Source organism: Methylophilus aquaticus, assembly GCF_030769565.1.
Classification (GTDB): Bacteria; Pseudomonadota; Gammaproteobacteria; order Burkholderiales; family Methylophilaceae; genus Methylophilus; species Methylophilus aquaticus.
This window is the reverse complement of record NZ_JAVCAP010000014.1, coordinates 212,605-227,320: the sequence shown is the minus strand read 5'-3', so window position 1 is coordinate 227,320 and position 14,716 is coordinate 212,605. Positions and strand designations below refer to the sequence as shown.

The 14,716-nt window shown below is 48.7% G+C and carries 16 protein-coding genes; 7 read left to right on the top strand and 9 right to left on the bottom strand.

Annotated elements, in window-relative coordinates; genetic code table 11:
• Positions 1–34: 34 nt before the first annotated feature.
• From Q9291_RS07575 to Q9291_RS07565, 3 genes are all read right to left on the bottom strand, one after another.
• A complete protein-coding gene (locus tag Q9291_RS07575; protein ID WP_306389421.1) occupies positions 35–1,537 on the bottom strand; it encodes a helicase HerA-like domain-containing protein in 1,503 nt (500 codons plus the stop codon).
• 234 nt (positions 1,538–1,771) lie between these two features.
• Positions 1,772–2,263 (bottom strand): DUF302 domain-containing protein, encoded by a 492-nt coding sequence (locus Q9291_RS07570; protein ID WP_306389530.1) that lies wholly within the window; start codon positions 2,261–2,263, stop codon positions 1,772–1,774.
• Positions 2,264–2,400: 137 nt separating this feature from the next.
• Positions 2,401–3,324 (bottom strand): CysB family HTH-type transcriptional regulator, encoded by a 924-nt coding sequence (locus tag Q9291_RS07565; RefSeq protein ID WP_306389420.1) that lies wholly within the window; start codon positions 3,322–3,324, stop codon positions 2,401–2,403.
• Positions 3,325–3,435: 111 nt separating this feature from the next.
• Here Q9291_RS07565 and Q9291_RS07560 point away from each other — a divergent pair, with 111 nt between their 5' ends.
• From Q9291_RS07560 to fdxA, 7 genes are all read left to right on the top strand, one after another.
• A complete protein-coding gene (locus Q9291_RS07560) occupies positions 3,436–4,206 on the top strand; it encodes a sulfite exporter TauE/SafE family protein (protein ID WP_306389529.1) in 771 nt (256 codons plus the stop codon).
• A 38-nt stretch (positions 4,207–4,244) separates the two neighbouring features.
• Positions 4,245–5,921: a nitrite/sulfite reductase gene (locus tag Q9291_RS07555; protein WP_306389419.1), complete on the top strand. Its 1,677-nt coding sequence runs from the start codon at positions 4,245–4,247 to the stop codon at positions 5,919–5,921.
• Positions 5,918–6,538: a DUF934 domain-containing protein gene (locus Q9291_RS07550; RefSeq protein ID WP_306389418.1), complete on the top strand. Its 621-nt coding sequence runs from the start codon at positions 5,918–5,920 to the stop codon at positions 6,536–6,538. Before Q9291_RS07555 ends, Q9291_RS07550 begins: the two co-directional genes overlap by 4 nt.
• Positions 6,535–7,293 carry a phosphoadenylyl-sulfate reductase gene (locus Q9291_RS07545; RefSeq protein WP_306389417.1) on the top strand — a complete coding sequence of 253 codons (759 nt, stop codon included), beginning with the start codon at positions 6,535–6,537 and terminating at the stop codon, positions 7,291–7,293. The genes Q9291_RS07550 and Q9291_RS07545 overlap by 4 nt, the downstream gene beginning before the upstream one ends.
• Before the next feature lie 76 nt (positions 7,294–7,369).
• Positions 7,370–8,302: a sulfate adenylyltransferase subunit CysD gene (cysD, locus tag Q9291_RS07540; RefSeq protein WP_306389416.1), complete on the top strand. Its 933-nt coding sequence runs from the start codon at positions 7,370–7,372 to the stop codon at positions 8,300–8,302.
• A complete protein-coding gene (gene cysN, locus Q9291_RS07535) occupies positions 8,302–9,582 on the top strand; it encodes a sulfate adenylyltransferase subunit CysN (RefSeq protein ID WP_306389415.1) in 1,281 nt (426 codons plus the stop codon). Before cysD ends, cysN begins: the two co-directional genes overlap by 1 nt.
• 87 nt (positions 9,583–9,669) lie before the next feature.
• Positions 9,670–9,993, top strand: coding sequence for a ferredoxin FdxA (fdxA, locus tag Q9291_RS07530; protein ID WP_306389414.1), 324 nt, complete (start codon positions 9,670–9,672; stop codon positions 9,991–9,993).
• 86 nt (positions 9,994–10,079) lie between these two features.
• On the opposite strand, the gene rnhB is transcribed toward fdxA, so the two are convergent.
• From rnhB to Q9291_RS07500, 6 genes are read right to left on the bottom strand one after another with little or no spacing between them, the layout of a single operon-like run.
• Complete coding sequence (gene rnhB / locus Q9291_RS07525; RefSeq protein WP_306389413.1) at positions 10,080–10,658, bottom strand: ribonuclease HII; 579 nt, start codon at positions 10,656–10,658, stop codon at positions 10,080–10,082.
• A 2-nt stretch (positions 10,659–10,660) separates the two neighbouring features.
• Positions 10,661–11,824, bottom strand: a complete 1,164-nt coding sequence (lpxB, locus tag Q9291_RS07520; RefSeq protein WP_306389412.1) for a lipid-A-disaccharide synthase — start codon at positions 11,822–11,824, stop codon at positions 10,661–10,663.
• 12 nt (positions 11,825–11,836) lie between these two features.
• Positions 11,837–12,616: an acyl-ACP--UDP-N-acetylglucosamine O-acyltransferase gene (gene lpxA / locus Q9291_RS07515; protein WP_306389411.1), complete on the bottom strand. Its 780-nt coding sequence runs from the start codon at positions 12,614–12,616 to the stop codon at positions 11,837–11,839.
• Positions 12,617–12,645: 29 nt separating this feature from the next.
• Positions 12,646–13,110 (bottom strand): 3-hydroxyacyl-ACP dehydratase FabZ, encoded by a 465-nt coding sequence (gene fabZ / locus Q9291_RS07510; RefSeq protein ID WP_306389410.1) that lies wholly within the window; start codon positions 13,108–13,110, stop codon positions 12,646–12,648.
• An 8-nt stretch (positions 13,111–13,118) separates the two neighbouring features.
• Positions 13,119–14,162 (bottom strand): UDP-3-O-(3-hydroxymyristoyl)glucosamine N-acyltransferase, encoded by a 1,044-nt coding sequence (gene lpxD, locus Q9291_RS07505; protein ID WP_306389409.1) that lies wholly within the window; start codon positions 14,160–14,162, stop codon positions 13,119–13,121.
• A gap of 42 nt (positions 14,163–14,204) precedes the next feature.
• Positions 14,205–14,702 carry an OmpH/Skp family outer membrane protein gene (locus Q9291_RS07500; protein ID WP_306389408.1) on the bottom strand — a complete coding sequence of 166 codons (498 nt, stop codon included), beginning with the start codon at positions 14,700–14,702 and terminating at the stop codon, positions 14,205–14,207.
• Positions 14,703–14,716 lie beyond the last annotated feature (14 nt).

Sequence of the window (14,716 nt, the reverse complement as noted above, 5' to 3'; positions counted from 1 at the left end):
GGCGCGCTCTGTAAATAGCCTTAAAGCAGCAGTATCAACGGCGGCTTTTGCTGCTGCTTCCACCAAGAATCGACCCCAGCACACCACGCACAATGGCACGGCCAAGTTGTGAGCCGATTGCCCGGGCAGCTGATTTGGCAGCCGACTCCAGCACAGAATCAGAACGGCTGGTTTTACCTCCTAATATACCGCCCAGGTCAAACCCCGAATCAGATGTCTCTTCTGCATGTTTAGCAGTGCTGGCTTCACTGGCGACTTCTGCTGCGCGCTGCTTGAGAATCTCGTAAGCGGACTCTCTGTCTACCAGCTTGTCATACACACCAGCCACCAGCGACTGTGCCATGGCATGCTGGCGTTCTGTATCGGTGGCCGGCCCAATGCGGCTTTCAGGCGGACAAATAAACGTTCGCTCCACCGGGGTTGGTGCCCCTTTTTCATCCAGAAACGAAACGAGCGCTTCTCCCACACCCAGTTCGGTAATCACCTTGGCCACATCCAGCGTGGGGTTGGCACGGAAGGTTTGCGCAGCAACCTGTACGGCTTTCTGGTCACGTGGTGTGAACGCACGCAAGGCATGCTGTACGCGGTTACCCAGTTGGCCAAGTACCACATCAGGAATATCCAGCGGATTTTGAGAAACAAAATACACGCCCACCCCTTTGGAACGCACCAGACGCACCACCTGCTCGATTTTTTGCATCAAGATGGCAGGGGCATCGTTAAACAGCAAGTGCGCTTCGTCAAAGAAAAAGACCAGCTTGGGTTTTTCCAGGTCGCCCACTTCCGGCAACTTTTCAAACAGTTCAGAAAGCAGCCATAGCAGCAATGTGGCATACACACGCGGAGAGTTAAGCAACTTATCGGCGGCCAGAATATTAATAAACCCCAAGCCTTTGGCATCGGTCTGCATCATGTCTTCCAGGTTGAGGGCAGGCTCACCAAACAGCACATCCCCCCCTTCAGTTTCAATCTGCAACAGTGCGCGCTGAATGGCACCCACACTGGCAGCAGAAATATTGCCGTACTGGGTTTGGTAAGTGGCTGAATTTTCGGCACAGTGCTGCGACATCGCGCGTAAATCTTTCAAGTCCAGAAGCAACATGCCATTGTCATCTGCGATTTTAAAAATCGCATTGAGTACACCACCTTGCACCTCGTTTAAATTCAACATGCGCGCCAGTAACAAAGGGCCCATTTCACTCAGGGTGGTGCGTACCGGATGGCCTTTTTCACCAAACATATCCCAGAACATGACAGGGTATGCCTTGTTTGTATAATCAGTCAGCTTGAGCTGCTGCACTCTGGCCTCGACTTTGGCATTGCCACCTCCCACCTGGCTCATCCCCGACAAATCACCTTTAACGTCGGCCATAAACACCGGTACGCCAATCCGTGAAAACTGCTCGGCCAGACTTTGCAGCGTGACCGTTTTTCCAGTGCCGGTGGCACCCGCAATCAACCCATGGCGATTGGCCATTCTGGGCAGCATCACACTGTCGGTTTCGTTATTTTTTGCAATCAGCATGGGGGTCGTCATAAGGCTCACTCAAACAATTAATGGCATGTTTGAGTATAGGGGATGACCGAAAAAAGTGGAAGGTTGTTGTGTGTCCGGACAGAGGAAAAACGGTTATTTAAAGTCACTGATTAAGCTTCAAGTAAGCAGAAAGCAATTTGAGCGATCAAAACCGAAGATCAATACCTGACAAAATGAAAACAAAAGGGCTGCGCTGTAGCTGTATCACGCACTGTAGCTGGGGAGATTGTAAAATCAGAAATCCCCGCGCCGCGCCCTTTCCATCAACGTGATCAGAGCATCTTCAAGTTCCTGTGCTGCAGCCTGAGCTCGAGCAGTCGGCTTTTTAATATTTTTCAGGTCATGCGTGGGGCGGTCAAGGCCCAGATACAAACGCAACTGACCGGAGGCGTCCGCCTTCTCATAAATTGCAAGTCTGCACGGTGCGAAAACAAGGAACTCCGGATGATCGAGCATGATTTCGGTGCCCATACTCAGATTACAAAAGGTGCGCACCTCTTTCACCCCTTGCGGATCCAAACCACGCTGTTTCATGTGTTCTGCAATCGGAAAATTGGCCGGATTGACAAAGTTCATGCCCTCAGACACTGACTTGAGGCTATACACCAGATCCTGATAGCTAACCCCAGGCTTGACCGGTACCTCATAAATCGCATTATCCAGGTCGATGTCAGGCATACCATGCCCAACCACACGCACATGTACTGAGCCCTCTTGCGCAGGCATCGCAGTCACTGGCAGCAAGCAGGCAAGCACACAGCACAGCAATGAAAAAATTCCAAGCATGATCAGCCTCAAACTATTTCAGCCATTAAAGCATGCCTGCGTTACAAGCAGCGTGACACTTGTCACACCAAAAATTGCTAAACTTGATGCAATGCATGTTGTACCGTGCGCTTATCGTACTGGGGGGAGAGCATGGTAATAAAATTAAGCATGTAATCCCGCAAAAAGGCATCGCGACGCACACCGAGGTAAGTGGTGCTATTGGGGAATAAATGGCTGCAATCCAGGCTATGAAGGGGCGCATCCCTGACAGCATCATAAGCCATATTGGCAATCAGCCCGATCCCCAGACCAAGATTGACGTAAGTTTTAATCACATCTGCGTCAATCGCGGTAAACACCACGTTAGGCTGCACACCGGCATCATGGAAAATTTTGGATACCAACGTCCCACCGGTGAACGCAAAATCATAAGTGATTAGGGGATATCTTGCCAGCGCCTGCAAAGTGAGTTCGTTGCTTTTCAACAAAGGGTGCTCGGGTGGCACTACCAGACAACGGTTCCATTCATAACAAGGCAAACAATTAATACGCTCATCCTTACTGATACTTTCAGTAGCTATCCCAATATCCGCTTCACCCGAAGCCACTTGCTCAGTCACTTGTGCCGGATTACCCTGATGTATGGTTAGTTTTACATTGGGATATTGCGCCATAAATTGTTTGACTGCAGCGGGCAAGCGATAACGCGCCTGTGTATGTGTAGTGGCAATCGTTAATTCACCAGTATCCTCGCGACTGTACTCATCTCCAACGCGCTTGATATTTTGCATCTCGAGTACCACTTTGGCCGCCAACGCTACAATTTTGCGACCGGGCTCGGTGACACCAATTAAGCGTTTTCCGTTACGTTGAAATATTTGCAAACCTAACTCCTCTTCCAGCAATTGTATTTGCTTGCTGACACCTGGCTGAGAAGTATGCAGCGCCTCTGAAGCCGCCGAAATATTAAGTTGTTGACGGACAACTTCATGCACATAACGCAATTGGTGAAACTTCATCGACGATCCAATATAACTAAAAGCTATATCATAGAACAATTGGTTATTAAATCAACAATTAGAATCCTGCTACCATGCACGTCGTTTTATCACTCTTTGAAGATACTCCACATGGAATTCGGATTTATTTTGGCGGGTTTTGCCGTCGGTTTTCTGGTAGGGCTGACCGGTGTTGGCGGCGGATCACTGATGACCCCCATCCTGTTATTACTTTACAACATCAAACCTGCAGTGGCTGTAGGCACAGATTTATTATATGCATCAGTCACCAAGTCAGCCGGAATTTTTGCGCATGGCAAACTTGGTAATATTGATTGGCGCATGGTTAAACGCTTAGCCATGGGTAGCTTACCTGCGTCTTTGGCAACTTTATGGATGTTGCATAATATGGATATGCAATCGAGCAGCGCAATCTCAACCATTAAGTTCTGGCTCGGCATTGCCTTAATTGTCACTTCCGCTGCGGTCCTGATGCGCAATAAACTCAGCGCTTATGTCGCCCGTGGCCAATGGATTCCAGAACAATATGTCCCTGGTTCAACAGTCGCTCTCGGCGTCATACTTGGTGCCTTAGTGACACTCACTTCGGTCGGTGCAGGTGCACTCGGTGTCACGGCGCTGATTATGCTATATCCGAAAGAAAAAATTACCACCATCGTCGGAAGCGATATCGCACATGCTGTGCCACTCACCATGGTTGCAGGATTAGGCCATGCCTCATTAGGTACGATTGACTACCAATTACTGGGCACACTGTTAATTGGTTCTATTCCAGGCATTTATCTCGGCAGCCATTTAAGCTCACGTGTGGCAGAGCACTGGGTTAGAATTGTATTGGCTATCATATTGATTTATGTAGGCTTTAAGCTCGTTTTCCATTAAAATATTGCCTCTTCTGAAAAAGCTGGCTAGAGTTAACAATGTACAAATACGACAAAATAGACCAACAAATCGTCAATGAACGCGTCGCGCAATATCGCGACCAAACGCGCCGCTACCTGGGTGGCGAATTGACTGATGAAGAATTTCGTCCCTTGCGTTTGCAAAACGGACTATATATTCAACGCCACGCGCCTATGCTGCGGATCGCTGTACCTTACGGCCTGATGTCCAGCACACAACTGCGCAAACTGGGTGAGATTGCCAAGCGTTACGACAGAGGCTATGGCCATTTCAGTACACGCCAGAACCTGCAACTTAATTGGCCTAAACTGGAAGATGTGCCGGAAATTCTGGCAGCGCTTGCCACCGTTGAAATGCATGCGATCCAGACTTCCGGTAACTGTATTCGCAATATCACCACTGATCAGTTTGCAGGCATCGCACCAGATGAAATCATCGACCCGCGTGCCATCGCCGAGATCATGCGCCAATGGAGTACATTCCATCCTGAATTTGCATTGTTGCCGCGTAAATTCAAAATAGCAGTTTCTGGCACGACCCAGGACCGCGCCATTGTGCAAGCGCACGATATCGGTCTGGAGTTTTACAAAGACGCCCAGAACCAAATGGCAATCAAAGTCTGGGTGGGCGGTGGTTTAGGCCGCACGCCTATCCTGGGCACCGTGATTCGTGAACACCTGGAATGGCAACACGCCCTTTCCTACTGCGAAGCTGTTATCCGTGTATACAACATCCATGGTCGTCGTGATAACGCATATAAAGCACGTATTAAAATCCTGGTGAAAGCGCTGGGTATTGAAGAATTCCGCCGCCAGGTTGACGAAGAGTGGACACACCTGAAAGAAGGTGCATTGACCATCACACAAGCAGAACTAGACCGTGTAGCGCAGTATTTTGAACCTATGCCGTACGAAACCCTGCCAGCGCATGATGCTTCTTTTGATACAGCCGTGGCCAGCAATCCAGCTTTTGCGGCCTGGGCTAAGCGTTGTGTGCATGGGCATCGTGTGCCGGGCTACCGCGCAGTGACCATTTCACTCAAACCACACGGCAAAGCACCCGGCGACATTACCAGCGAGCAAATGCAGGTAGTGGCAGATCTCGCCGACGCTTACAGTTTTGGAGAGTTGCGTTCGTCACATGAACAAAATCTGATTCTGGCAGATGTCAAGTTGTCTGATTTATTCGCTGTGTGGGAAAAAGCCCGTGCAGCTGACTTGGCAACACCGAATATCGGTTTGCTCACCGACATTATCTGCTGTCCGGGCGGGGACTTCTGCAGCCTGGCCAATGCCAAAAGCATCCCGATTGCCGAAGCCATTCAGATGCAATTTGACAATCTGGATTACCTGTACGAAATTGGCGACATTGAACTGAATATTTCAGGTTGCATGAATGCCTGCGGACATCACCATGTCGGTCATATCGGTATTCTCGGTGTAGATAAAGACGGCTCTGAATGGTATCAGGTCACCGTCGGCGGCAAACAGGGTAATGATGCCAGCATAGGTAGCGCCATTGGCCCTTCATTCTCGGCGGAGGAAATGCCGGGGGTGGTACAGCGCCTGATCGAAGTGTATTTACAACAGCGCTCCGATGAAGAACGCTTTATTGATACCGTTCGCCGTATCGGGGTTGCTCCGTTTAAAGCCCATGTCTATGCAGAGCAAAAAGAAGGAGCATCCGCATCATGAGTAATCTGATTCAATTAAACGCTGCAAATGGCGTGGCTGAAATTGTGCAGGACGCGTGGACGCGTGTCATCCCGCCAGCCGCAGGTGAAGAGTCTGTGCGCAAGCAAGCAGGCAAAGTGGTCTTGTTCAAACTGACAGGCGAGCAGACCTACACGCCAGAACAAGTTGCCAATACCACCATTCCCGCTTCCGGAAAAATTCTGGTGCCGCTCACCGTGTGGCAGGCGCGCAAAGCTGAACTGCAAACACGTATGCAAGCCGGTGAAGTTGGTATCGTATTGGCGACACACGAAACTGCCGAAGCACTCAAAGCAGAATTCAATGACCTGAACAGCCTGCCTATCATCGCCATTTATGTCGAGCGCTTTGCCGATGGCCGCATTTTCACATTGGGCAACTGGTTACGTACGCGTTACGGCTATACCAACGAGTTGCGCGCGATCGGTGATGTATTACGTGACCAGCTATTTTTCCACAAGCGTGCAGGCTTCAACAGCTTTTTAATCCGCGCGGACCGCTCTGCACAGGACGCGATTGCAAGCTTGAATGACTTTAGCCAACCCTATCAGGGCGCCGTCAACGACGTACCGGTCTGGCGCAGGATGAACCGCGCATGAGTTTCGGTGTCAGCATGCTCAAGCCGAGTATGAAAAACCCGGCGACTAGCCCAGAACTGACGGAGGCATTGGTTGCAACGGTGACGGCCAAACGCGCAGCCGTGCTGGCATTACTAAGCACAGCCGTGGCGGAGTTTCCTGCCATCACCTTTGCCAACAGCTATGGTGCTGAAGACATGGTGCTCACCGACATCATTGCCAAAGAGTCATTGGCAATCGAGATATTCTCGCTGGATACAGGCCGCCTGCCTGCGGAAACTTACACCCTGATGGGCGAGGTAGAATCACACTACCAGACCAAACCAGTGGTATTCTTTCCCAAGCATGAAGCGGTGGAAACTTACGTCAGGCACCATGGTATTAATGCGTTTTACGAGAGTATCGAACTGCGTAAAGCCTGCTGCCATATGCGTAAAGTCGAGCCGCTGCAACGCGCTCTGGCCGGCAAGCAGGCCTGGGTGACTGGCATGCGTGCCGAACAAGCCACAACACGGGCGAGCCTGCCAACGCAAGAGTACGACGCGGGCAACCAACTGGAAAAATTCAATCCATTGAGTGACTGGACCGAAAAAGAGGTCTGGGCCTATATCCGTATGTTTGATGTGCCTTACAACGCGTTGCATGATCAGTTTTATCCAAGCATCGGGTGTGCGCCTTGTACGCGTGCAGTGGCCATGGGCGAAGATATTCGTGCCGGTCGCTGGTGGTGGGAAGATCCAACCTCAAAAGAATGTGGCTTGCACGTTAAGAAATAAATCAGCCACACATTCACATAGATATCCATGTTTATTAGTGTGTTTCACTGTGGCTAAAATAATTTTTAGAGTTTAAATGATGACAACCAAACAAACACTCTCTCATCTCGATTGGCTGGAAGCAGAAGCGATACATATTCTGCGTGAAGTAGCAGGTCAATGTAGCAATCCTGTGTTGCTGTTTTCGGGCGGCAAAGATTCGCTTTGTATTTTGCGTCTCGCTGAAAAAGCCTTCCGCCCGGGTCGCTTCCCTTTCCCGCTCATGCACATCGACACAGGCCACAACTACCAGGAAGTGATTAACTTCCGTGACCAACGCGCCGCAGAACTGGGCGAGCGCTTGATCGTGCGTTCTGTAGAAGACTCCATGAAACGCGGCACTGTCGTATTAAAAACACCAGATGAGCCACGTAACAAACACCAGTCCGTGACCTTGCTGGAAGCGATTGAAGAGTTTGGCTTTGATTGCTGTATCGGCGGCGCTCGTCGCGATGAAGAAAAAGCCCGTGCTAAAGAGCGTATCATGAGTTTTCGTGATGAGTTTGGTCAATGGGACCCAAAAAACCAACGCCCTGAATTGTGGAATCTCTACAATGCGCGTAGTCACAAGGGTGAAAACATCCGCGCTTTTCCGATTTCCAACTGGACAGAAATGGACGTTTGGCAATATATCGAACGTGAAAACCTAGGCTTGCCTAGCATCTACTTTGCCCATAACCGCGACATCATTATGCGCGGTGGCGCCATGATGCCAGCCAATGTGCCATTGGCCTCAGGCGAAGTAATTAACGTGCCTAAAGCAGGTGAAGAAGTGATTAACATGCAAGTGCGCTTTAGAACCGTGGGCGATATTACATGTACAGCACCTGTGATTTCGGATGCAGACAACACCAGCAAAATCGTGCTTGAGACTGCAACCACCACCATTACTGAGCGTGGTGCAACCCGCCTTGATGACCAAACCTCTGATGCCTCGATGGAGCAACGCAAGAAAGAGGGATATTTCTAATGAGTAACACTATGCAACACAATGACTCACTATTACGTTTTATGACCTGTGGTTCTGTCGATGATGGCAAGAGCACATTGATTGGTCGCTTGCTGTTTGATACCAAAACCATTTTGGCGGATACGCTAACCAATATTTCCAATACGTCCAAAAAACGTGGCATGGAAGCGGTCGATTTATCATTATTAACCGACGGTTTGCAAGCAGAACGCGAGCAAGGCATTACCATTGATGTAGCTTATCGCTATTTCAGCACCGGCACACGCAAATATATCATCGCTGATGCGCCAGGCCACGAGCAATACACGCGTAACATGGTGACAGCAGCTTCTACCGCTAATTTGGCCATTATTTTGATTGATGCACGCAAAGGTGTACTCACACAAACCCGTCGTCACAGCTATTTAGCGCACTTGGTAGGTATTCCTCACATTGTGGTGGCCGTCAATAAAATGGACCTGGTCAATTACGACCAAGCCGTTTACGACAACATTTGTGCTGACTACATGGCATTTGCCAAAGAGTTAGGCTTGGCTGGTGCGCGTGATATAAAATTCATCCCGATGTCAGCGCTCAATGGTGATATGTTGGTAGACCGGTTAGACAGCATGCCCTGGTACACAGGCGAAACGCTGCTCGAACTACTCGAAAAAGCCCCCGCTGCGCATACTGAGCAATCCGAACAATTCCGCTTCCCTGTGCAGTTTGTCTGTCGTCCACACGCCAGTGCTGATGCCGAGTTGCACGACTTTAGAGGATTTATGGGGCGTGTGGAATCTGGTGATATTGCTGTGGGTGATGCGGTAACGGTGTTACCAAATGGCTATCAATCCAAAGTCAAAGCCATTCAAATTGGCGATGTGCCAATCGCGAGCGCTCAAACTGAGCAAAGCGTGACCTTGTTGCTGGAAGACGAAATCGACACCTCACGGGGCGACATGATTGTGAAAACAGGTGAAGCACCTGAGCCGGTGAAACAAATTGAAGCGCATGTATGTTGGCTGTCAGAAACCCCATTGTCGACTGCGCGTACTTACATCATCCGCCACACCACACGTGAATCCAAAGCCAAAATTGGCGCAATTCAATACAAAGTGGATGTGAATACGCTAGAGCAACAAGCCACACCAGACCTCAAAATGAACGACATCGCGCGTTTAACTTTTAAACTTGCCCAACCATTGATGGTGGATAGTTATAAAACCAACCGTGCAACAGGTGCGTTTATTGTCATTGATGAAAGTACCAATAATACTGTCGGTGCAGGCATGATTGTTTGATCAATCACAAAGCCATGCATCGCCATTTAGGCTAAATTGCAATAAAATAACGTTTTGGCTAACACAGCCCGCAAAAGGATTTAGAACATGACTTATGTAGTGACCGAAAATTGTATTCAGTGCAAATATACCGACTGTGTAGATGTCTGCCCGGTGGACTGCTTTGTAGAAGGCCCGAACTTCCTTGCCATCAATCCGGACGAGTGCATTGACTGTACATTATGTGTGGCGGAATGCCCAGCTGAGGCTATTTTCGCGGAAGATGATGTGCCAGCAGATCAGCAACATTTCATTGAACTGAATGCTCGTCTATCCAAAGTCTGGCCAGTCATTACTGCACGTAAAGAGCCACTGGAAGATGCTGACGCCATGAATGGTGTACCGGGTAAAACAGAACTGCTGATTGAATAAGGCTCAGGCCCAAAATAAAAAAGCCGCTTGATTAAAGCGGCTTTTTTATTGCTTGCTGATATATTCGGCCTGACTAGGGGCCCACGTCAGGAAAGGAGTTTTTTGACTGGTCCGTAACTGCGCCTGTGCTCCGGTGTGATGCCAAATTGCGCCAAACGCGCCAGATGCAAGGCCGTCGGGTAACCTTTGTGTTGTGCAAATCCATAGTCAGGATATTGGGCATCCAGTATCAAAAGTGAGGCATCCCTTGCGGTTTTGGCCAGAATAGAAGCTGCAGAAATTTCAGCGACCTTGCTATCCCCTTTCACAATCGCTTCGCAGGGAATATCAAATTTTGGAGAACGGTTGCCATCGACTTGTATTAAAGAGGCATGAATACCGAACTGCACAACCATCGCCTGATAAGCACGCTGCATCGCGAGCAGACTGGCTTGGAGAATATTGATCTCGTCGATTTCCTGTGCGCTGACACTGGCAATACCCCAGGCCAGAGCGTGAGCTTTGATCTGAATAGCCAACGCATCACGTTTGCTTTCTGACAGCTTTTTCGAGTCCGCCAAGCCAACAATGGGAGACGCTGGATTAAGAATCACTGCAGCGGCATACACAGCCCCTGCTAGTGGCCCTCTGCCCGCCTCATCGATCCCGCACAACAAATGACGCATACTTAAAATCGCAAAAACTGGGCAACCACCGCCGCCGCTTTTTGCGCGCTGTGCTGCTTGAGTTGTTGATGAATGGCGCGATACTTTTCCAGTAATGTTGCCAATCCTGACTTGTCAGCCAGCAACCCTTGAAGGGTGCTCGCAATGCGTTGTGGGGTTGCTTCTTTTTGCAATAATTCCGGCACGATAAATTCGCCAGCCAGAATATTGGGCAGGCCCACATAAGGTTGCAAGCGCATGCGTTTCAGAAGCTGCCAGCTCAGGTTGGACATTTTATACGTAATGATCATCGGCTTTTTAAGCAAGGCGGCCTCCAGCGTTGCTGTGCCAGAGGCTACCAGTACTGCGTCTGCAGCCATCATGGCCTCATGCGCATGGCCAAACATGATCTGCAAATCAATATCGGTTTCAGGGTACTTGGTCAGCAACTGGTGCCAGATGCCTTGAAAAATATCGCGCGTCTCACGGGTAATCAAAGGAACCAGAAATTGCGCATGCTGGCCTTTTTCACGCACCAGTGCCTGAAATGCCACAGCACTTTCCAGCATGAGCTCTGCATGCGCATTCACCTCAGACTGGCGACTGCCCGGCAACATGGCAATCACCACACTGTCTTTTTTCAGTTTGAGTTTTTCACGCATCCATGCCACTGGAGGTTCCATCGGCAGCGCATCCGCCAATGGATGGCCGATATACGTCACAGGCACTCCGACTTGCTGGTACAAAGCAGGCTCAAAAGGAAACAAGGCCAGCATATGTGAAACAGCCCGTTTAATCTTGTGGATACGGTTTTTGCGCCAGGCCCAGATCGATGGACTGACATAGTGAATGGTGGCAATGCCTTTGGCTTTCAGTTTTTTTTCCAGCCAGAAATTAAAGTCCGGCGCATCAATGCCAATAAACACATCCGGTTTTTCTTGCAGAATTTGTTTGAGTAATTGCTTGCGTAATTTGAGCAGGCCCCACAAATGCCGGATCACTTCCAGATAACCACGTACAGACAAACGCTCTATCGGGTATAAAGAGCGTGCACCCAGACTCATCATTTTAGGTCCGGCAATGCCGAAGATTTCCAGCTGAGGATGGGCTGTTTTAAGCTCTTGAATAAGATGAAAGCCCAGCATATCGCCGGAGGCCTCACCTGCCACCATTGCAATTTTTGCCATATTATTTTTGTATTAACGCACAATACCGCGCGTAGTTTGCGCGAGAAAACGAGTCATCAGGCCAATCTCTGGACAGGATTTTTCCATTTCAGCCAGCGCCAGCTTCGCCTCTTCAAAAGACAATCCCTGACGATATAACACTTTGTAAGCACGCTTGATTTGCTGAATCGCCTCGGCACTGAATCCCCGGCGCTTGAGGCCTTCAGCATTAATGCCATGAGGCTGTGCATCATAGCCAGCCGCAGTGACATAAGGAGGAATATCTTTAAATACCACAGAACCCACAGCGGTGATGATGTGTTCACCAATCTGGCAGAACTGGTGCACCAGTGTGAAACCGCCTAAAATTGCATGATCATAAATAGTGACATGTCCAGCCAGTGATGAATTATTGGCCATAATAGTATGATTGCCAACAATGCAGTCGTGTGCAATATGTACATAGGCCATAATCCAGTTATGGCTGCCAATTTTAGTGGTGCCTTTATCCTGTACAGTCCCGCGGTTAAAGGTACAGAATTCACGTATCGTATTGTGATCCCCGATTTCCAGCAAGGTCGGTTCATCTTTGAATTTTTTATCCTGCGGTTTGGCGCCCAACGATGAGAATTGAAAAATCTCGTTGTGTTTACCAATGACAGTAGGCCCTTCAATCATGACATGTCCAGCAATTTTGGTCCCGGCGTCAACACATACACCAGCGCCAATGGTGGTAAAAGGCCCGACTTCAACCGAACTGTCCAGCTCGGCTTTGGGGTCAATAATAGCAGTTGGATGAATCAGATTTTGCATGTGTGGTACATCTATAACGGTAGCTGTGTTTATTTTTCAATGGCTTTTAGAATGCACATCATATTTGCCTCGGCGACGACTTCGTCCCCAACTTTGGCAACACCGCTATATTTCCAGATACCTTTCAGAATACGATCAATCTTTACATTCAAAATAATCTGATCGCCAGGAGAGACTGGCTTCTTAAAGCGTGCACTATCAATCCCTGCAAAGTAATACACAGAGTCATTAGTGGGCTTGGTGCCCATGGTTTTGAAAGAAAGTAATGCTGCTGCCTGAGCCATTGCTTCGACAATCAACACACCAGGCATCACAGGGTGGTATGGAAAGTGCCCGGGGAAATACGGCTCATTTACCGAGACATTTTTAACGGCTACAATTTCTTTACCCAGTTCCATAGACAGCACGCGGTCTACCAACACAAATGGGTAGCGATGCGGCAGGTGTTCCAAAATATCATGAATATCCATGCTATTCATTGCATTCTCAGCCATATTCTCTCTCAATCTTCCGAATGTTTTTGTATATTACTTATTGCTTGCTCAAGCTGTTTGAGCTTGAGATGGTATTGTTCCAGATGACGAATACTCGCCGCAGTCTTCAACCAATCCTCATGTTTCTGAAATGGCATCAGTGCAGTATAGGTTCCCGGCTGATGGATGGAACGCATAATCATGGAGCCTGGTGAAATAGTCACGCCATTCGCAATATGCAGATGACCTAAAATCATGGCAGCACCGCCAATTTTACAATGAGCCCCGATGACTGCGCTACCGGCGATACCCACACAACCTGCGATGACCGTATGTGCCCCTATGCGAACATTATGGGCAACCTGTATCAAATTGTCCAACTTAACACCGTCCTCTATGACAGTATCATCCAATGCGCCGCGATCTATCGTTGTATTGGCACCTATATCGACATGATTGCCAATCACAACGCGCCCAATTTGCGGTATTTTAACCCATTGACCCTGCTCTTCGGCGTAGCCAAACCCATCATTACCAATCACAGCGCCAGAAAAAATATGGCAGTGATCACCAATAACAGCGCCATGTTTGATGACCACACGAGGCTCCAGAATGGTATGCATACCGATATGAACACCATCTTCGATGATACATCCGGCACCGACTCTGACACCCTCCCCCAACACTACACCATCACCAATAGTGGCCTGTGCCGCAATAGTTAACTCACCAGATAATTGTACACCTTGGCCTAAAACTGCACTTGCATGAATCTCGTTAAGGTATTGCTTGGGTGGATTAAACAATGCTGACAATCTGGCAAAATAGGCATAAGGGTTATCAGCCACAATACACGGTAGTTTTGTCAAATGCCGATGCTCGGCACGCAATACAATCGCAGAAGCTTGTGTACTCAGTAATGTCTGAGTGTATTTTGTATCATTAAAAAAAGCGATCGCATACGCATCGGCATGTGCAAGTGAGGCCATGCGTGTAAGCTCGACGTTTGGATCGCCATCGACTTGCCCACCTAAAGTCGCAACAATCTGATGCAGTGTATAACGTTGCGTCATAGGGATTTATGATTGCTCAATTGCGTGTATGAAACAACCTGACTATTTTTTGCCAAGTAGTTTAAGGACTTTATCAGTAATATCTATTTTCTTGCTGGCATAGGCAACTCCGCTATACACAACCAAATCATAACCTTCATTCTCAGACACGGTTTGTACTGCCTTGTTAATACGCTCCTGCAATACTGCCAGCTCTTCGTTTTTGCGTAGATTAATATCTTCACGCAGCTCTCGTTGCTTACGCTGAAACTCGAGGCGCATATTGGTTAAATCACGTTCTTTCATCCGTCGATCTGCTTCTGACATGGTTGTGCGATCACGCTCCAACGCACCTTCCAGATCACGCATTTGCTTCTGTAACTTGTCCAAATCCAACGATCGCGGGCTGAATTCTTTTTCAAGTTTTTTACCTGTTTCGGCAGTTTGTGGCGCTTCTTGTAACAACTTGTCAACCTGTACGTACCCAACCTTATACTCTGCTGCGCAAATACTCTGGTTACTTACAACTATGGCAACCAGCAAAATCAGAAATTTTTTCATCAGGCTAGCCCCTT